This window comes from Mogibacterium neglectum (assembly GCF_030644205.1).
GTDB classification, from domain to species: domain Bacteria; phylum Bacillota; class Clostridia; order Peptostreptococcales; family Anaerovoracaceae; genus Mogibacterium; species Mogibacterium neglectum.
In genome coordinates, this window is record NZ_CP128647.1 from 1,586,506 (window position 1) to 1,604,542 (window position 18,037).

Sequence of the window (18,037 nt, forward strand, 5' to 3'; positions counted from 1 at the left end):
CCCTCCTTAAGTCATGTCTGTAATAGAAGTATATATCATTTGGCATAAGAAATCCGATTGTATTTATTATGATTTCTTTAAATTAAAATAGCAGTGGCTTAAACATTTCGCAAGCGCTTAATTTGCACCTAATCAAAATGGTTAAATACCACTGCCATATTTTAGTTTCATTGTTGTTTTCCGACTTATCGAGTTTGTAATTATTACATACTTTTATCTGAATTCTCTCTACTTATACCCCTCATTATCGCTCTTCTTACTTGTCACATTTAGCGCAATCCATAGCACGAATGCTACTAAGGTGAAAACAATTAGAGCATAGAAGTTCGAATCATACCTTCCACCTGCAGCCTCGAGCAGCTTAGCTGAGATATTAGGTCCGATGATAGCTGCTGGGATCAAGGAGAAGTTTGCGATACTGAAGTTAGTAGGGAAATACTTATGCCCGAATGCCTTATTGATATATGCAGATGTGAGCGTTGGAGTTCCTCCATAAGCTAGACCTACGAAGATAAGTCCAACGACGATTGCGATAAGAGAATGGCTCATGCCACCGACTACAAGCAGGACACCTGCTATAAACATGAATAAGTTATTTACAATAGCAGTTGTCTTTCTGCCAAACTTATCAAAGTTATTACCTGTAACGATTCTTCCTGCTCCGTTAAATAGCGAAACGATCATTCCGAGTACCGCAGATCCACCGTAAGCAAGCGAGATATTAGCCGCGCTGTTGATAACCATCAGCCCAGCTGAGTTAAGTGCAACAGCCCAAATGAAGAATACCCAGAATCTGCCTGTCTTCATCATCTCTGCAGCTGTATAGTGATGAGTATTGTCATCAGATGCAGCAGCCTTGCTTGCGCCTGCTGCAGGTGCTTCCGGTGCCTTAATGATAATAGATGCAACAACCATTACTACGAAAATTGTGATAGCTAGAATCTTGAATGTTGAGAAAATTCCAAATTTCACAATGAACTTAGTTACAACACTTCCGAGGGCAAGTCCACCTAGACCGAATCCCATGAGCATGATTCCTGAAGCAAGACCAACCTTGTCTGGGAACCACTTAGTGATAGTGGTGATAACGGCATTATATCCAATACCTACGCCACCTCCACCGAATACGCCGTAGAATATATAAAGCTTCGTAAGGCTTCCCGAAGCATCTGCTGGATTCAAAGTCGAAACCATGAAGAATCCGATGAGAAGCAGCACTCCAGAGATGAGAAGTCTGAGCTTTACACCAAACACCTTGCCGAGATGACCTCCGATGAGTCCGCCCAAGCAGAACATGATCATCGAGATTGTGAATGTCATCGACATCTGTGCTACTGTCCATGTCTTGAATACCTCTGCAAAAGGAGTTCTAAACAGTGACCATGCGTAAATAAGTCCGAGGAATAGCGTTGAAATAGTCGCCATTCCGAGGTACAACCATCTTTTGTTGTTATTCATTTCTTAAACCACCTGTCCTTACCTAATTGCGCTGCCATTACCTCTATACAGCGCTTATATTATTTAACGCTCCATCGATCCAAGCTGAGCGCCAATGCAAAATATAATAACATTTTTTACGCGCATTTTCTAGCAATTATTATCATATCCTGCACATAACTTTTTATTTATGCTTCAAGGACCTTCTTCACCTTCCTGTACGAGAAGTTAGTGGTGCTGCCAATTTCATCATATATAAATGATTCTAAAGTCGTAATCGTACACCCAATGTCCCGAAGTGTTTTCATCGCCTCTTCGAGGTCGTCCTTCTGCTTAGAAGCACAGCAGTCTTTTATGATCTGAACATCATATCCCTTATCCACAAGACTTCTAGCACTCTGCAGTATCCCGATGTGAGCCTCTAATCCAGCGAGAACGATGCGTTTACCTTTATGAGACTGAAGCAAGCTCTCCATATCTGGAGAAGCCGTGCAGTCAAAATCCACCTTGTCTAGCTTCTCAAAGCTGTGAAATTCACTCTTAAGTTCACCTAAGATCGGTTCTGCATCGTGCCCGAACTGCTCCGTAAGCAGTGTCGGAAGTTCGAGTATGCTCAGGCATTTTGCTAATTTTAATATGTTACCCATGAACTTCTCACCCTTGCGGACCTTGGATATCATGTGCCCCTGAACATCAATAATTATGCACATCGTGTTATCAGAGCTAAGACCACGGAGTTTTGCGAGCAAGCCGTTATCCACGCGGTTCACCTTATATGGAGTGATAGTCGCATATCCCTTTGCAAGGCAGTAAAGGTCATTGTTTGACGGCTGAACGCTGCCATCCGTCACCTCACCATTATACTTATATTCTCCTTCTGAAAAAGGTTTATTCTCGTTTTCTACGTGCTCGCCATCTGGATTTTCTTCAATGACTCTCTCAAATTTATTGTTAAATCCACAGATACCAGCCTCGGCATATCTCACACCTTTAATCTGCCACTTAGGCTGGTCAGGTGCATTTACATTGAGTATGCTTCCCGGCTGCAGCTTCTTCGCCACCTCGAGCAGTTCTGGTATCATCTCGCATATGAATTCAAAGTGCGTCGCTTTTCTATTTGTCACGGATAGCGCTATAGCTCTATAACCATTCACAGCACCTTCGCTTGCTATCGCGAATGTTCCAGAGTAGTTAATATCTGCACCTGCATTTCCACCATGATTTATTCCTCCGATGACAAAGTCCGGTGGAGTCCCAGCATCCCTCATCATATCTATACCGAACTTAGCACAGTCTGCAGGTGTTCCAGATAAAGCAATTGCCTTCATAGCTCCATCCATCTCTACCTGCTTAGCAGTCACTTTGCCACCAAACGTAATCGCTTGCCCACTAGCACTCCGCTGCTTGTCAGGGGCCACAACATATACCTCTGCCATGTGTGAAAGAAAACGTACCAATGTGCGGATTCCGTGTGCCTCTATTCCATCATCGTTGCTAACTAATATTCTAAGCATTGATATTCCTCATCCCCTTCTTAATATTGCCGACAAACATCTTGATGAGTAACCTCAGCAGTGGTTCAGACACTCTATAGAAATAGAAGTATACCACCTGTTCGTCCTTAGTGCAGAGATCCGTAACTGGGTTCATCATAAGCCCAACATCCTTGCCCACCTTGCATAGTTGTTCAACAGGCACAGGAGCCTTGATGCGCAGCATAACAGCCAGTCCAGACTTCGAGTCAAGTGCCTCTATCAGCCCTTCTCCATATTCCTTGAACATCTCCATAGTTGTATGGAGCTTTTCAGAATTTCTCTTTCTGCACTTCTTGATATGCCTGTAATAATAGCCATTATCCATATATAGTGCGAGACAAATCTGCTCCGCCTTGGAGCACGTCTGCGAATACTTGCTCTTGATTCTGTCAAAAATCTCCATGAGTTCCTTCGGCAGCACCATGTAACTTATCTTAATCGATGCAAAAAGTGTCGACGAAAACGAGCCGAGATACACGACTCTCCCCGACCTATCGAGGCCTTGCAGGGCTGGTATAGGCTTTCCAAAGTATCTGAGTTCACTATCGTAATCATCCTCGAGGATAAAGCTATCGTTGTCCTCTGCCCATTTGATCAGTTCATATCTGCGGCCAATCGGCATAACAGCGCCTGACGGAAACTGATTTGACGGATTTACATAGACGAGGCTTCGCATATTGACTGGAAGACGTTCAATCACAATTCCATTGTCTTTCACTGGAATGTTAGAGAGACTGACCCCTTCATCCTTAAATATCTCGCGAACGGGTCCATACCCCGGAGACTCCATCGCAGCATTGCTGATACCGATCTCCCTGAGGATGCGTATGAGGTGCGTCGCGAGCTGCTGAGAACCAGCGCCTATTACGACCTGGTCTGGCGAGCATTTTACACCTCTTCCAGCATATAGATATTTCGCAATTTCATAGCGAAGCGCTGCTTCGCCCTGAACATCAGCTTCAGACTGCAGCGCGTAGGCATACTCATTGAAGACCTTGCTCATGCACTTCTTCCACTTCGAGAACTCGAAGCTCTCTTCATCGTAGATTAGCGAGCGCTCCTTAACCGTCTTGGTGCTCTCTGGTGGGAGAAGTTCATCTAATGTCAGTTCTCCTTCAGCACTTCCATTTCCGACCGCACCAGATATATCATCGCTTACATAGTATCCCGACTTAGGTCTGCTCTCTATGTAACCCTCTACCAACAGTTGGTTATATGCAGTCTCAACAGTAGTGACGCTGATGCCGTTCTCCTTAGCGAGCTGACGTAACGAAGGCAGCTTCATGCCGAGCTCGAATTCGCCGGATAGGATTTTAGCCTTTATGTAATCGAAAATCTGTATATATAGATTTTGATTATTATTGTCGGCAAAATCGAAAATAATGCTTCTCATCGTCTATTTTCCCCTATCTGTATTCTAAAATTTTACATAAATTGTATGTTTTTATAATTGCACTATATTGATATTATAATACTTGTCGAAGAACTGCACAACGACAATTCAATAATAAAAACAGCATTTCTATAAGTTTTTATAGATGGCTATATGGAGGGTAAAAAGTATGATTGAAACTAATAACCAGACAGACAGCACTAGCCGTGCTGACAGAAGCGATAAGACTTTAATTCTAGTAACCACAGCGATGTTGACTGCAATGGTTATGATTGCGACTACATTCTTCAAGATCCCTAATGCTATGGGATACATCCACCTCGGTGATGGATTCGTACTCCTCGCTGCAATAATTTTGCCAAAGAAGTACGCTTGCTTCGCTGGCGGCGTTGGTGCTGGACTGGCTGATATCTACGGCGGATATGCGGTATGGGCACCTTGGACATTGGTGATTAAGATCATCATGGTACTGATAGTACAGCTATTCTTTGACTTGCTGAATAGACGTGCAGCAAACGGAGGTCACGTAGCTAAAATTGCAGGACTACCTTTTGCAGAGCTATTCGCATATGTGCTTGCAGTTCTCTGGACTGTATCTGGTTACTACGCAGCGCAGGGCTTTATATATAGAAATTGGGCTGCCCCACTCGCTGATGTTCCCGGCAATGTCCTGCAGGCAACTGTTGGTGCAGTTGTTGCTATCGTAGTTTCGGCGGCATTAGGCAAGACAGCACTAGGAAAAAACTTCTATTATAAGAGAACTTCTCTCTAGGCACTGAACTATTTCTAGGTCAATTACAGAAATCGAGGTTAATAATGGAATATAAGAGAATATTATCTATACAAGATATATCGTGCGTTGGACAGTGCTCGCTGACCGTCGCACTCCCTATACTTTCAGCATGCGGACACGAGACAGCAATTTTACCAGCAGCCGTACTTTCGAATCACACTGGTGGATTTAAAGGGTTCACTTGCAGTGACTTAACTAGTGATATGCCTGATATCATCAAGCAATGGGGGATTGAAGAAATTACATTTGATGGAGCTTATACTGGATATCTCGGAAGCAGCGAACAGATTACATACGTCAAGGATATATTTGCAAGGCTTGTATCTCCGTCTGGTCTACGGATAGTCGATCCTGCTATGGCTGATGAGGGCAAGCTCTATCCAGCATTTGACATGGACTTCGTAGAGGTTATGAAGTCGCTAGTTGCTGTAGCAGACGTAACACTTCCTAATATCACAGAAGCTTCACTTCTAACAGGGAACGAGTACAAGGAAAGTTACGATGAAGAGTATGCTGAGAAGCTTGTAAAGGGTCTGCACGGGCTAGGTGCTAAGACTGTAATCATGACCGGCGTCAGCTATGATGATAAAAACACTGGAATTCTCGTATCGGACGAAAACGGTATAAATTATATAAAGCATGAGAAGATGCCTATTTCTTGCCACGGAACAGGTGATGTGTTCGCATCTGCATTTGTAGGATCTTACCTCGCAGGTAAAGATAAGGCTGAAGCAGCTAGAATTGCTGGCGAATACGTCCTCAGCTGCATCAAGAATACGATAGATGACAAAGAGCACTGGTACGGTGTAAAGTTCGAACCATTACTTGGAGATTTAATTTCAGCCATTCGCGGTTAATCCGCTAGGGCATGTAGCCATATGTTTTAACGACATGTAGTCGGGAGCGCAAGTTCCCGGCTTATTGTTTTGCCCGCATTTTTTGATACCTTTAGTTCGCACGTTGTTATCTAGATATTTCACAAGAAAAATACCACCCCAGCACTTTGGAATGGTATTTACACGCTCATTATGGTTTTTATTAAAATGATGTTATTACTGCTCCGAGTCCGAAGAAGATTCCCGGAACGTTAGCAAATACAATCGGATAATCTCTATCCTTCTTGCAAAGTCCGTATGTCACCCACAGCGTGCAATTTATTGCTGCAGCTAGTGGCTGAATGAAGCTACCCTTGTTCCCATTTAGATTGCTAATTATCTGAGCTATGTATGCTACGTACATTAGAATGGACATGCATGTTCCCGCCCAGCCTAACTTTTTTGCTGTCTTTTCACTCATTTCTTTACCCATTTACTTTCTGCATAAATATTTTCGTCTTGCGAACTTGCGTATTATATACAAATGACATAGCCCATTCAATACTATAATTTAATTAATACAATATAAAAGTGCACTTAATATCGCACAAGTCTCTAGCGCTTTTGTCTAAGTATCTCTATAAGGTTCAAGTCAGAATCAAAGACAGGCTTCCTGCTCACACGAAGCTCCCCAATTCCTACATTTTTATTCTTACCATGAAAATCACTGCCCCCACTCACTAGCAGTCCTCGTCTTCCTGCAATTTCTAAAAGCATCGCTATTTCGCAATCGTTGTATCTAGAATAAAAACACTCTAGGCCTTCAATTCCTATACCTTGCAGAGCATCGAGTTTCACCTCAAGTTCTTTCCTATCCATATGAACTTCATTCTCTCCGCCGAGAGGATGAGCCCAGATTGCAACTCCACCAGATGACTTGATTGCCCCAATTGCCAGTTCGGCAGGAATCCTATTGTCCACTCCGAACTCAAGATATCTGCTTATAATTTCCGTTCTGGTGCCAGCAATCCCTCTCCTCATGAGAATGTTAGCTATGTGTGGCTTTCCTGCTGACGGAATAGCTTCTAGCTCTGCAATCTCTTCTGCAGTCAGCTCTATACCATCCACTTCCCTTAGGTGTTCAATTCTAATCGCGAGCTTATCTTCTCTCTTTTCCTCTGCCGAAGCAAGTACCTCCATAAAATCAGGGTGACTATCATCGTACGAGTATCCGAGGATATGACACTTGATATCACCAGCTTTGCAGGAGAATTCAATGCCTTTGAAGAATTCCATTCCCTCCGGGATTCCATCCTCTACTTCGCGTATTCCAGCAGTTGTATCGTGATCGGTTAGGGAGAACACCTTGACGCCAGACTCCTTCACCATCTGCACAACCTCTGCAGGGCTAAACGAACCATCTGATGCTGTGGTATGGAGGTGCATATCGACCAGTAACTTACTCGTATTCAAACCGTGCACCTCCCGATTATTTAATGTTTGATTTCTATATATTGCATACCAATCCACTACATTTGAGATTGAGATTATCTATTAACTGTGCTTTAATCCACTATTCAGCCGTGAATTTCATACCCTTAGTCTTGGCAACTTCCTTGCCCTGTGCGCTAAAGACAGCCTCAACACCTTTCTGCTTCTTGATAAATGCCTTTCCGCCGTCTACACCCTTCATCAGGCAGATTGTACTCATAGCATCGATATCCATCGAGCGTCCCTTCTTAGCCACCAAGCTGACAGCCTCAAGTTGAGTCTCGACTGGATATCCAGTCTTGCTGCTTAGCACATGATGATAAATTTTACCATCCTTTTGAAACTGTCTCTCATATATTCCAGAAGTTACAACTGTCTGATTATCCGCTGTCGTCGTTCCGATAATTTCAGTCCTATCCGTGTATGGTTTCTCTATTCCGATGATAAATGGACTGCCATCCGGTTTACCACCTATCGTTGAAATATTCCCTCCGAGATTAATTACAGCCGATGTTACACCTTCCTTCTCGAGAAGAGTCGTAAGTTCATCTGCAACATATCCCTTTGCAATTCCGCCTAGGTCGAGTTTAGCCTCAGGATCGATGATTCTTATCTTGTTTCCGTCGAACTGAATATTCTTATAGTTTACATGCTTGAGCGCCTCTGTAATCTTAGACTGATCTGGAACTGCTGGATTCTCAGCCTGAAAGTCCCATAGCCCTGAAACTGATCCAATAGTTATGTCGAAATCGCCATCGGATAGCTCACCATACTTCACACCAGCCTTCACAACCTTGAGCGTATCTTTTCCTACAGTTACCCACTTGCCACCAGCATTGTTGATTTGACTGACTTCACTCGACTCGATTGTATTGCTTAAAGTATTCTCGAGTTCGCGACACCTTTTATAAGCCTTGTCGATTGCAGCCTCTGCTTTCTCCTTATCTAGGTCTCCATCCATGTCATATATCGAAATCTTGCACGCTGTGTCGAGATAGAAGCCTTCCTTAGATACTGGCTCAACATCCTTGGTGTTCTTGCAGGCTGTCTGTGTTATAATAACCGTTGCAATTATTATGAATATTAACGAAAGTTTTATGGTTTGTTTGCTAATTTTAATCAATTTATTACCTCACAGTTAAGGGGTTACAGGGGATAACGAACAATGTTAAAAGGATTTATAAGAAAAGCTGATATCGTCCTCTTCATAATCCTCGTTTCACTTGGTATAGCCTCCTCTGTGTGGCTCAGCATGACGAGTCATTCAGGAGACAAAGTCACCGTGACAGTAGATGGCAAGAAGTACGGAGTGTACAGCTTGTCAGAGGATAAAACTATCGCTGTAAAGCAAGGAAATAAGCTCAACGTAATCAGAATTAAGCACGGCTACGTAACTATGTCCGAAGCATCATGCCAAAATCAAGTGTGCGTAAAGCACAAAGCTATAAGCAAGACCGGGGAAAGCATAATATGCCTCCCTAATAAAGTTGTCGTTTCGATAGGCGGAAAGGAGGCGAATAAGTATGACTCAGTATCGAGTTAAACACTCAACCGAGCCTTCGCGCAGGACTCCTCGTAACCGCAGCAATAATGTCGCAACCGTTGCGCTACTAGCTTCACTGGCTCTAATTTTATCGTATGTCGAAGCTATTATACCATATACCCCAGGCATTCCGGGGATCAAATTAGGGATAGCTAACTTAGTGGCTGTTGTTGCGCTGTATAAGTTATCCGCAAAATACGCAGTCATGTTAAATGTCATTAGAATAGTAGTCGCAGGCCTGCTTTTTAACGGTGCGTTCGGTATGCTCTACTCCCTAGCAGGTGCAACAATTAGTTTGATCGGCATGATTTTACTCAAGAAGACCAATCTCTTCAGCATTACCGGTGTCAGTATGGCAGGCGGTTTCCTGCACAATATGGGACAGCTTGCAATTGCAGCATTGCTCATTAATGACATCAGGATTTTCTACTACCTACCAGTGCTGATGATTTCTGGAACGATTGCAGGAGTTGCCATCGGTATAGCTGCAGAATTAGTGATTAAAAGAGCAAAATTTATACGATAGATTATTATTTTAGTAATAAATATATTAAACTAATATAGTGGTTTATCGCTATAAAATTTTATAATCAAAAATGGCTGTGAGAAGTTTAATCTTGTCTCGCAGTCGTTTTTTCATGTGTTTATTCTTTCACACCTTGCCTATTCGTATTATTGCAAGAAAAATGCCCCTAATAATACACATCTGTATAAATTATAGTTCCGAAATTTTATCGTGTACGGTATATATGATCATCCCACCGGTCGGTTTACAACCAGTGTTCCAAAGTCCCTTGAGATCAAGCCATTTATAGCCGCTGTATGTCACAGCCTTAACCTTAAGCCCCTCCTGTGTCTCATCATATCCATTTACAATATACCAATGCCATACATAGTCGCTGAAGCGTGTATCATTGTGCCTAAGTGTTAAAAACGGGATAGGTAGTCCTGAATCTATCTGTTCCTTCACTTTTTCTGCTGCCTCCTCGTAAGTATGGTCTCCAGAGAATTCACCCACATCCACTCGGTATTCGCCAGCATCTCGAAGATATTTTACATACCCATTTATATAAATAGATAGTTTGTTAATACCAGTAAGTCTTGGCCATAGGTAGTCTTCCATCATATGCGCGAAGTCTACATACTCTTCTCGCTTAACATCATCAGAGTTAAATGGATATAGCTTCGTGAATCCAAGCTCGCGCGCAAAATATAAACTGCTCTCACATGCAGTCTCCGCACCGCAGCCACCTATTCGCAGCCACAATGTACGAAACCAGTCCTGGTTACCTCCATACGATTCACCTATGTAATGGTGATTTAACTCTCTCTTCATCCTAATATATCCCTATACCTATAACTAAAAACAAAAGCAGGGCAATCACACCCTGCTATATAACGAAATCTAATCCATATATGGAATGTATGTATCTTATGCGTCAATTGCAGCATTAAGAGCATTAACCAGGTGGTCTCCATCAAGTCCGTGAACCTGAGCAGCCTGTCCAATCGACTCTCCCTGGGAAGCAGGGCAACCGATGCACATCATTCCGTTCTGGAAGAATACCTGAATTAGATCTGGATGTTCATTGATAACATCACCGATAATCATATCCTTTGTAATCTTAGCCATTTATCTTTCATCCCCTTTCCGAATGTCATTTCTATATTTCTATTGCAACAGTAACATTTTGAAGTTATAAAATCAATAGCATGAAAGTATCTTTTTAAATTCCTACTTATTCACTCGGAATTCACTTTACATGTTGGTTTTTAGTGCTATAATGAGATGTTAATTTTGTAAAATAGAATCGTATACTTTGATTAAGAAATTAAAAGGGAGAGACTAATGCTAGAATTTAGACCTGTCAGGTTAGATGACCAGGACTTTGCAAAGACCGTAATCTGTTCGAGCGGATGTCATGGTGCCGACTACAGTTTTGCAAATTTATATATCTGGAGGCACGCATACGAGCCAGAAATCGCTTTTATCGGCGAGCGTATGATCATAAGAATGCCTAAGTTTGGATACATCTTCGCATATCCTAAGGGAAGCGGTGATGTTGAACCAATTATTGAGGAACTGCTAGAAGACGCACATTCGCGTGGGCAGAAATTGATAATGCGTGGTCTCACACCTAAAACCCTTGAAGAGTTTGAACCTGTATACGGCGATCAATTCACAATAGAGGAAAATCGTGAAGATGCTGACTACATATACACAGTTGAGAAGCTGCGTGACCTTAAGGGGCGTAAGCTTTCGTCAAAGCGCAATCACATCAAGCATTTTGAGAGAAACGGTGAATGGGAGTTCAAGCTCATCGAGAACGGATCAGATATAGATTCCGCAAGAGCATTCGTCTCTGAATTCTACAAGGAGAAAGGCGATCCTGACCTTGTCAAAGAAGCGGATGCTATCGAGCAGATGTTCGAAAATTATGAAGAGCTTGGTTTCTTTGGCGGAATTCTGTACCAAAACGGAGAGCCTGTTGCATTCACTGCTGCTACTCAGCTTGATCAACTCACCATGGACGTCCATTTTGAAAAGGCACTACCAGGTGTTGAAGGTGCGTATACTATGATCAATCGTGAATTCGTAAAGGCTATTTCCGAGAAGTTCCCTGATGTAGAATACATCAACCGAGAGGAAGACATGGGTCTTGAAGGCCTTAGGAAAGCCAAGGAAAGCTATCACCCAGATGTCTTGCTTATGAAATACACTGCTTATGAAAAATAACTATATAATAAGACCGAGGGAGGATTCAGACCTCGCGAGTTTTATCTCACTTCGCAGCAAAGTATTCGGAGATGATGAAGGGTTTATCGAATTCTTTGACGATTGCTTCCGTGATGACTATCTCGACTTCTTAATTATCGAAGAGCAAGGTGATGGCGCGGTGCTTCAAGCAGCGCTCACTCAGTTTGACATGGGAAGGTTAGTCATCCCCACAGGCAAAAAATCAGAAATAGCTGGAAAATCAATAGAGATGAGTTATGCGATATGCACTGACCCTGCCGCACGAGGCAAAGGTTACGGTTCACACATAACTGTGTATGCAAGAGAAATTGCTGAGAGTAGCAGGAAACTATCCATGCTCTCCCCAGCTGAACCGAGCCTAATAAAGTTTTATGAACCGCTGGAGTATAAGAAGTTCATGTATGCCGAGCAAGGTTTTATCCATGTGTCTGAGCAGGATAATTTTGAGTTCTTACAGCTTCAATTTAAAATCATAACACCGCAGGAATATAATAATTATAGAGAAAAGATTCTGGCGAATCGCGTCCACATCAAGCTTTCAGACGGGGCTCTGAGGTTTGTAGCAGGGCTGGTGGAGGCAGATGTTTCGGGCTCTGCGCCTGCTGAGGATGACGGTTCTGGGCTTATGCTGATTTCTGATGGCGCAGAGCCTTTGGCTATCGCAGCGTGTGAGACCGCAGGGCCGGGCTCTCTCTCTGTGTCCGAACTCCTCACCTTCAGTGAAGATGGTGGCCACAAGGAGCTCGGGCTTGCAATCGCGAAGGCACTCGCAGCTAGATGCGGCGCTCAGCGCTGTGACTACATGATGCCTAGCAGGGCTGGAAGTGAATCGTCCGCTCCTCTGGGTATGATTTCAGCTAGCTACAAGGAACTAGCTGAGGTATATAGCCCCGAACATGGCGAATGCCCTCCTTATATGGGCTTCACCTTCGGTTAGCACTCAATCATTTATAAAGCCTAATCTTCGGACTGCAGATACGATTTCGTATTTCAACATCTGGTTTCAAATTGCGCAAATCTTCTCGATAGACAGTGTGCGATTGAGATTCATATTCCATATTATCGGCTTGATGTCAGCACCTCCTTACGATCAGTCGGTTATTCCCTGATCATCACAGTTCGATAATCGGGATCCATGTATTCGTAGCCGAAGGTTCTAAATACAGATTCATATTTCTTATTAGTCATTGCAAGAACTCTACTATCGTTAGGTGCTACAGCGAGAAGGAAATCATCTATCTCCTTGTACAGTTGCACATCGACACCACTATCTTCATAAGCTGGGTCTACCATCACATCGGTAATAAGGAAATACATCGCCCCATCTCCCGACACCCTGCCAAAAGCAACAAGCTCACCATCCACATAAAGACCCGCCATAAATAGACCGTCCCTCAGCGCTTTGATGACAGTCTTCGGGCTGCGTTTACGCTCCCCACACTTATTCATTAATTTAATCAGCTCTGTAGGGAGCGTTCTATTTATACGAATCTCTGCCTTAATCATATTACAATTCCCAATTATTGTATCGAAACATCATCTGAAGCCTATTGCATAACGCAACAGCTCATAATATAGATTATTGATTAGATTGCTCATCTAAAGGCGATATTACTTGACCTTGAAAGCATCCTCAACTACTTCTTCAGCTAGTTCTTCAACCTCTTCTTCTACTGCTACTTCTCCAAGCTTTGCTGACTCTACTGCAGCCTCAGCCTTTGCAGTTTCCTTAGCGACCTTTTTAGCCTCCTTAACTGCCTTAGCTTCTGCAGTCTTTGCAGCCTTATCAGCCTTTACTTCTGCAGCCTTTGCTTCTTTCTCTGCCTTTTTTACTGCTAGAATCTGTAGTTCTTCCTGGCTGAGGTAGTTATCAGGATTTAGCTTTCTAACCTCATGCAGAACTGTAGCTGCTGCAAATAGAAGGACAGCAAATGCGATGTATGACAAGCTCTGATTTAGGATATAAGAAAGGGCATCTCCGAAGTGCTCTCCAATTGATGATCCATATGTCTTGAAGTAATTTCTGAGGTATGTGATCGAATTGAAAATTGCATATAGCGCATATACTGAAACGATTCCAGTGCATACGTAAAGTCCAATAATAACCTTTGATGTCTTAAGTTTCTTGTTGTTCATGATTCCAACCTTTCCTTAAATAAAATTTATAAAATGTTTACTAATCCTTTGAAATATAACATATCCGTCCATATAATATCATGAATTCCTCGTGGTTGTTATGTGAACGCTTATCACGAATGATATCACTGCTGAATATCCCAATTAACCGTAGGTATTCCGTGCCTCTCGAGGAAATCGTTAGCACGAGAGAAGTATTTGCCTCCGAAAAACCCCCTATATGCGGAAAGCGGACTAGGATGCGCACCCGCTATTACAAGATGTTGTTTATTCGTGATGAGTGGCAACTTAGACTTGGCATTAGATCCCCATAATATAAATACCAGGGGTTTCTCGCGTTCATTTAACTTTCTTATAACCGCATCCGTCAGCTGTTCCCATCCCTTTCCGCGATGAGAATTAGCCTCGTGTTCCCTGACCGTGAGAACTGTGTTGAGAAGCAATACCCCAGACCGAGCCCACGGAATCAAACAGCCGTTATCAATAGGCGGCGGAGCAATCCCTAGGTCAGAGTTTATCTCTTTAAAAATATTTACCAGCGAGGGTGGCTGTTTCACGCCCTTCTGAACCGAGAAAGCCATGCCGTGGGCTTGTCCTTTTTCATGGTAAGGATCCTGTCCCAGAAGCAGCACCTTTACTTCGTTATACGGAGTGTACCTGAAAGCTGTAAATATTTCATCACGCGGTGGAAATATTGTATGTGCCACATATTCTTCGTCGAGGAATCTCTCGAGCTCGTTATAATATGGTTTCTCCCTCTCTTCGGCAAGTATGGTGTCCCATTCATTTCCAATTTTTAGTCCGTCTGCACTCATAAAGCCTCCTGCCATAATACTAGCTACTTCCTTCTATGCTTTGCCGGATGTAGCGCTTCCTGCCTTGCATCATACACTTTATATACTAGCCACGCCATGAGCGAACCTATAATCGCTCCTGTCACTATATCTCCAGGATAGTGAACTCCTACATAGAGTCTCGAAAGTGCAATCAAGAGCGCTAGCAAGAGTGCTGGGATTCCGTATTTCTTAGGACCATTCAGATATATACACATAGCTGCAGCAAACGAACTGGCCGAATGGCCTGAAGGGAAAGACGCATCATGTTGCTTACCAATAAGCCGCTGAACATTATCAAACATCTCGTATGGCCTAGTTCTATCGATTAAATCTTTAAGAAGCAGATTGTTTACAAGATATGTCAACACCAGCGATGCGAACATCAGTAGTCCATACTTTCTGGTGCGCTTAAAAAACATAAGTAGTATTGCAATAACTATCCACATAATGCCGACATCTCCCAGGTGAGTGAAGACCTTAACTATAGGTGTCAATGAATCATGGACTGTAAGGTGCTGAAACTTTATGAGTAGCGAACCGTCGAAATTTCGAATAGTCTCTAACATTTAAAACTCCAATCTACTGTACTCCTAGTTTAGATGAGGGTATCGTCATCATCTGCAGCATAAATATATATCTTGTGTAACCTCATGCCAAAATCGCACAGAATCTCATAGTTGATAGTTCCAATCTTGCCAGCGAGCTCTTCAGCCGAGATTTCATCATCTAGAGAACGTCCCATGATTACGACTTCATCTCCTGCTGCGACATCTGGTACATCAGTCACATCTATCATGCACTGATCCATGCAAATGCTTCCTACGACTGGAACTCGATGCCCATGCACAAGAACCTCTGCCTTTCCGGTGAGAGTCCTCGAATAACCGTCTGCGTAGCCGATAGAAATTGTCGCAATCTTGCTCTCTCTCTCCGATACAAACTTTCTACCGTAACTAATTGACGTCCCTGCTGGCACTGTTTTAATGTGGATAATATATGCTTTTACAGACATAACTGGCTTTAAATCCAGTCTCGTCTTATCCACCTCTTCAGACGGATAACATCCGTAGAGAATTATCCCAGGTCTGACTGCATCGAAATGGGTCTTTGGGTAGTTCATAATAGCAGCGCTATTAGCGATACACAGCATTGGAACATTGATGCCACAGCCTGCGAGTTCCTCATAGAAGTCATTAAACAGTGAAAGCTGCTTGTTCGTATACGTTGAATCAGCTTCATCAGAAGTCGCAAAGTGCGAAACCATACCGTTGATGCGAAGTCCCTCAAGCTCGTCGATCTCTTCAATTTCAGTTCTCGCAAATTCCTTTTCCAGCGGTGTCTCTATCCTATATCCAATCCTACCCATACCAGAGTCAATAGCGATGAAACAGTCTATTATCGCACCTTTATTTACCGCAATTTCGGATTTTTTCTTAGCTCTATCCAGACTTCCGACAACAATCGTAAGATCCTGCTCTATTATTATGTCGGTGCAATCCTCTGGGACTAACCCTAGGATGAGTATGCTCTCGTCAAATCCAGCCTCGCGTAGCTCGAGTGCTTCCTCAATTGTTGCAACCGCAAAACGTCTAACTCCATTATCACGAAGTACTTTCGCACAGCGCACACTGCCGTGTCCGTAAGCATCTGCCTTCACGACACCTATTATCTCATTGTTGCCGACTACTCTTTTGATTTCTTTGATATTGTGGTCTAGCGCCGATAAGTCGATTTCTACCCATGTCTGGCGCATTGATTCCTTATACATTTTTACCCCTTTAAGTATTTAGTTCCTGACAGCTAGGCCGTCAGGAACTGTCTCTGTCAGTAGGTTATACATTATAAACTGCATCGCCTCATGCAAAATGAAGGTTATTCCTTACAAATTGCCGTCGCATCCTCGCAAATTATCGGATTATTAGCTCTTCGCGCGCTGGTCCGTTTGAAACCATAGATACGCGAACTCCAACTTCCTTTTCAATCCTCTCGATATAAGCCTTGCACTCACTTGGCAGATTATTGTAGTTCTTGATTCCCCTGATGTCTGTCTTCCATCCTGGAAGAGTCTCATAAACCGGCTTAGCCTTCTCAAGCAGCGGCGTGTTAGGAAAGTCCTTAGTCACCTCTCCATCAATCTCATATCCTACACAGATCTTAAGCTCATCCAGATAGCCAAGAACATCAACAACTGTAACTGCAACCTCCGTGGCACCCTGCATCATGCAGCCATATCTGGTAGCAACAGCATCAAACCAGCCGACTCTTCTAGGTCTACCTGTAGTTACGCCGAATTCACCACCATCTCCGCCACGCCTACGAAGCTCATCTGCCTCATCTCCGAACAGCTCGCTTACAAAAGCCCCTGCTCCAACCGCAGAAGAGTAAGCCTTTACAACTGTAACTATCCTCTCAATTGCATATGGTGGAAGTCCAGCGCCGATAGAACCGAAGCCTGCGAGTGTCGACGATGATGTTACCATCGGATAAATGCCGTGGTCTGTATCCTTTAGTGCTCCAAGCTGACCTTCTAAGAGAATATTTTTACCCGCATGTAGCGCATCGTTTAGCACCTGTGAAGTATGAGCAACGTATGGTCTAAGCAGCTCCGCATACTCCATCAGCTCATCGTAGATGTCTTCCGCCTTAATCAAGGGCTTGTGATACAGGTTCTCGAATAGAACATTCTTGATAGTACACACGTTCTCAATTCTCTCCATCAGGGCTTCCTTATCCGCATAGAGATCTGCAACCTGAAAACCAATCTTGGCATACTTATCGGAGAAGCACGGTGCTATTCCAGCCTTGGTAGAGCCAAATGAGTGCCCTGCAAGTCTTTCCTCTTCATAAGCGTCAAGCGCCATGTGATATGACATTACTAGCTGTGCTCTATCTGAAATGATAATTTTGCCATGCGGAACGCCCGCTTCCTCAATGGATGCAAGTTCTTCAATGAACTTTCTGGCGTTGACAGCCACTCCATTTCCGAGAACACTTACAGCTTCTTTGTTAAAAATGCCTGATGGCATGAGGTGAAGACCGAATTTACCAAACTCATTCTTGATAGTGTGGCCCGCGTTACTTCCACCCTGAAATCTCACGATATAATCGGATTCCTGTGCGAGTACGTCTGTGATTTTACCCTTACCTTCATCGCCCCAATTAGCACCTACAACCGCTGTAATCATAAAAACCTCCTTGTGCATTGCGCCACCGCACCTCTGCCACGACTTTATGACCCCGTCGATTCGCATCGCAAACCGACCTTCTGTAAAGCCTTGCTATAAATCCCTCCCCCCGCAC

20 protein-coding genes are annotated in these 18,037 nt (G+C 43.4%); 6 read left to right on the top strand and 14 right to left on the bottom strand.

Going from position 1 to position 18,037, the window contains the following annotated elements; all coding sequences use genetic code 11:
- Positions 1-228: 228 nt before the first annotated feature.
- From QU661_RS07430 to pdxR, 3 genes are all read right to left on the bottom strand, one after another.
- Positions 229-1,458, bottom strand: coding sequence for an MFS transporter (locus QU661_RS07430; RefSeq protein WP_304989583.1), 1,230 nt, complete (start codon positions 1,456-1,458; stop codon positions 229-231).
- 167 nt (positions 1,459-1,625) lie between these two features.
- Positions 1,626-2,951 (bottom strand): 5'/3'-nucleotidase SurE, encoded by a 1,326-nt coding sequence (surE, locus tag QU661_RS07435; RefSeq protein WP_304989584.1) that lies wholly within the window; start codon positions 2,949-2,951, stop codon positions 1,626-1,628.
- On the bottom strand, positions 2,944-4,365 hold the full coding sequence (gene pdxR, locus QU661_RS07440) for a MocR-like pyridoxine biosynthesis transcription factor PdxR (RefSeq protein ID WP_304989585.1): 1,422 nt from the start codon (positions 4,363-4,365) through the stop codon (positions 2,944-2,946). Before pdxR ends, surE begins: the two co-directional genes overlap by 8 nt.
- Before the next feature lie 169 nt (positions 4,366-4,534).
- Here pdxR and QU661_RS07445 point away from each other — a divergent pair, with 169 nt between their 5' ends.
- On the top strand, positions 4,535-5,137 hold the full coding sequence (locus QU661_RS07445) for an ECF transporter S component (protein ID WP_304989586.1): 603 nt from the start codon (positions 4,535-4,537) through the stop codon (positions 5,135-5,137).
- A gap of 44 nt (positions 5,138-5,181) precedes the next feature.
- Positions 5,182-6,015, top strand: a complete 834-nt coding sequence (locus tag QU661_RS07450; protein WP_304989587.1) for a pyridoxamine kinase — start codon at positions 5,182-5,184, stop codon at positions 6,013-6,015.
- A 181-nt stretch (positions 6,016-6,196) separates the two neighbouring features.
- Here the strand turns inward: QU661_RS07450 and QU661_RS07455 are convergent, their stop codons facing one another.
- The 3 genes from QU661_RS07455 to QU661_RS07465 form a co-directional block, all read right to left on the bottom strand.
- The gene (locus QU661_RS07455; RefSeq protein ID WP_330692440.1) at positions 6,197-6,466 is read right to left on the bottom strand and encodes a SemiSWEET family transporter; all 270 of its coding nucleotides are present in this window, start codon (positions 6,464-6,466) and stop codon (positions 6,197-6,199) included.
- 122 nt (positions 6,467-6,588) lie between these two features.
- Positions 6,589-7,446 (bottom strand): PHP domain-containing protein, encoded by an 858-nt coding sequence (locus QU661_RS07460; RefSeq protein ID WP_304989588.1) that lies wholly within the window; start codon positions 7,444-7,446, stop codon positions 6,589-6,591.
- 100 nt (positions 7,447-7,546) lie between these two features.
- Positions 7,547-8,587: an FAD:protein FMN transferase gene (locus tag QU661_RS07465; RefSeq protein ID WP_304989589.1), complete on the bottom strand. Its 1,041-nt coding sequence runs from the start codon at positions 8,585-8,587 to the stop codon at positions 7,547-7,549.
- A gap of 42 nt (positions 8,588-8,629) precedes the next feature.
- Here QU661_RS07465 and QU661_RS07470 point away from each other — a divergent pair, with 42 nt between their 5' ends.
- Both QU661_RS07470 and QU661_RS07475 read left to right on the top strand, forming a co-directional pair.
- The gene (locus QU661_RS07470) at positions 8,630-9,007 is read left to right on the top strand and encodes a NusG domain II-containing protein (RefSeq protein WP_304989590.1); all 378 of its coding nucleotides are present in this window, start codon (positions 8,630-8,632) and stop codon (positions 9,005-9,007) included.
- Positions 8,988-9,533, top strand: a complete 546-nt coding sequence (locus QU661_RS07475) for a Gx transporter family protein (RefSeq protein ID WP_304989591.1) — start codon at positions 8,988-8,990, stop codon at positions 9,531-9,533. The genes QU661_RS07470 and QU661_RS07475 overlap by 20 nt, the downstream gene beginning before the upstream one ends.
- A gap of 189 nt (positions 9,534-9,722) precedes the next feature.
- Here the strand turns inward: QU661_RS07475 and QU661_RS07480 are convergent, their stop codons facing one another.
- Positions 9,723-10,343, bottom strand: a complete 621-nt coding sequence (locus QU661_RS07480; RefSeq protein WP_304989592.1) for a hypothetical protein — start codon at positions 10,341-10,343, stop codon at positions 9,723-9,725.
- Between the two features lie 96 nt (positions 10,344-10,439).
- Entirely contained in the window at positions 10,440-10,640 is a 201-nt protein-coding gene (locus tag QU661_RS07485) for a DUF1858 domain-containing protein (protein ID WP_304989593.1), read from the bottom strand.
- 216 nt (positions 10,641-10,856) lie between these two features.
- Between QU661_RS07485 and QU661_RS07490 the strand changes: the two genes are divergently transcribed.
- Together QU661_RS07490 and QU661_RS07495 are read left to right on the top strand one after the other, a co-directional pair.
- The gene (locus QU661_RS07490) at positions 10,857-11,744 is read left to right on the top strand and encodes a DUF2156 domain-containing protein (RefSeq protein ID WP_304989594.1); all 888 of its coding nucleotides are present in this window, start codon (positions 10,857-10,859) and stop codon (positions 11,742-11,744) included.
- Positions 11,734-12,702, top strand: coding sequence for a GNAT family protein (locus tag QU661_RS07495; protein WP_304989595.1), 969 nt, complete (start codon positions 11,734-11,736; stop codon positions 12,700-12,702). Before QU661_RS07490 ends, QU661_RS07495 begins: the two co-directional genes overlap by 11 nt.
- A gap of 161 nt (positions 12,703-12,863) precedes the next feature.
- On the opposite strand, the gene QU661_RS07500 is transcribed toward QU661_RS07495, so the two are convergent.
- From QU661_RS07500 to QU661_RS07525, 6 genes are all read right to left on the bottom strand, one after another.
- Complete coding sequence (locus QU661_RS07500) at positions 12,864-13,271, bottom strand: GNAT family N-acetyltransferase (RefSeq protein ID WP_304989596.1); 408 nt, start codon at positions 13,269-13,271, stop codon at positions 12,864-12,866.
- Between the two features lie 105 nt (positions 13,272-13,376).
- The gene (locus QU661_RS07505; RefSeq protein WP_304989597.1) at positions 13,377-13,901 is read right to left on the bottom strand and encodes a hypothetical protein; all 525 of its coding nucleotides are present in this window, start codon (positions 13,899-13,901) and stop codon (positions 13,377-13,379) included.
- A 125-nt stretch (positions 13,902-14,026) separates the two neighbouring features.
- Positions 14,027-14,716 carry a uracil-DNA glycosylase gene (locus QU661_RS07510; protein WP_304989598.1) on the bottom strand — a complete coding sequence of 230 codons (690 nt, stop codon included), beginning with the start codon at positions 14,714-14,716 and terminating at the stop codon, positions 14,027-14,029.
- A gap of 23 nt (positions 14,717-14,739) precedes the next feature.
- Positions 14,740-15,303: a phosphatase PAP2 family protein gene (locus QU661_RS07515; RefSeq protein ID WP_304989599.1), complete on the bottom strand. Its 564-nt coding sequence runs from the start codon at positions 15,301-15,303 to the stop codon at positions 14,740-14,742.
- A 29-nt stretch (positions 15,304-15,332) separates the two neighbouring features.
- Positions 15,333-16,505, bottom strand: a complete 1,173-nt coding sequence (alr, locus tag QU661_RS07520) for an alanine racemase (protein ID WP_304989600.1) — start codon at positions 16,503-16,505, stop codon at positions 15,333-15,335.
- Between the two features lie 139 nt (positions 16,506-16,644).
- Positions 16,645-17,988, bottom strand: a complete 1,344-nt coding sequence (locus QU661_RS07525) for an adenylosuccinate synthase (RefSeq protein WP_330692442.1) — start codon at positions 17,986-17,988, stop codon at positions 16,645-16,647.
- Positions 17,989-18,037: the final 49 nt, after the last annotated feature.

Excerpts from the sequence above, each read along its gene's own strand:
- QU661_RS07430 (WP_304989583.1), bottom strand. The coding sequence starts at position 1,458 with ATGAATAACAACAAAAGATGGTTGTACCTCGGAATGGCGACTATTTCA.
- QU661_RS07485 (WP_304989593.1), bottom strand. The coding sequence starts at position 10,640 with ATGGCTAAGATTACAAAGGATATGATTATCGGTGATGTTATCAATGAA.
- QU661_RS07470 (WP_304989590.1), top strand. The coding sequence starts at position 8,630 with ATGTTAAAAGGATTTATAAGAAAAGCTGATATCGTCCTCTTCATAATC.
- QU661_RS07500 (WP_304989596.1), bottom strand. The coding sequence starts at position 13,271 with ATGATTAAGGCAGAGATTCGTATAAATAGAACGCTCCCTACAGAGCTG.
- QU661_RS07475 (WP_304989591.1), top strand. The coding sequence starts at position 8,988 with ATGACTCAGTATCGAGTTAAACACTCAACCGAGCCTTCGCGCAGGACT.
- alr (WP_304989600.1), bottom strand. The coding sequence starts at position 16,505 with ATGTATAAGGAATCAATGCGCCAGACATGGGTAGAAATCGACTTATCG.
- pdxR (WP_304989585.1), bottom strand. The coding sequence starts at position 4,365 with ATGAGAAGCATTATTTTCGATTTTGCCGACAATAATAATCAAAATCTA.
- QU661_RS07490 (WP_304989594.1), top strand. The coding sequence starts at position 10,857 with ATGCTAGAATTTAGACCTGTCAGGTTAGATGACCAGGACTTTGCAAAG.
- QU661_RS07505 (WP_304989597.1), bottom strand. The coding sequence starts at position 13,901 with ATGAACAACAAGAAACTTAAGACATCAAAGGTTATTATTGGACTTTAC.
- QU661_RS07445 (WP_304989586.1), top strand. The coding sequence starts at position 4,535 with ATGATTGAAACTAATAACCAGACAGACAGCACTAGCCGTGCTGACAGA.
- QU661_RS07515 (WP_304989599.1), bottom strand. The coding sequence starts at position 15,303 with ATGTTAGAGACTATTCGAAATTTCGACGGTTCGCTACTCATAAAGTTT.
- QU661_RS07455 (WP_330692440.1), bottom strand. The coding sequence starts at position 6,466 with ATGGGTAAAGAAATGAGTGAAAAGACAGCAAAAAAGTTAGGCTGGGCG.
- QU661_RS07495 (WP_304989595.1), top strand. The coding sequence starts at position 11,734 with ATGAAAAATAACTATATAATAAGACCGAGGGAGGATTCAGACCTCGCG.
- surE (WP_304989584.1), bottom strand. The coding sequence starts at position 2,951 with ATGCTTAGAATATTAGTTAGCAACGATGATGGAATAGAGGCACACGGA.
- QU661_RS07510 (WP_304989598.1), bottom strand. The coding sequence starts at position 14,716 with ATGAGTGCAGACGGACTAAAAATTGGAAATGAATGGGACACCATACTT.
- QU661_RS07525 (WP_330692442.1), bottom strand. The coding sequence starts at position 17,988 with ATGCGAATCGACGGGGTCATAAAGTCGTGGCAGAGGTGCGGTGGCGCA.
- QU661_RS07450 (WP_304989587.1), top strand. The coding sequence starts at position 5,182 with ATGGAATATAAGAGAATATTATCTATACAAGATATATCGTGCGTTGGA.
- QU661_RS07480 (WP_304989592.1), bottom strand. The coding sequence starts at position 10,343 with ATGAAGAGAGAGTTAAATCACCATTACATAGGTGAATCGTATGGAGGT.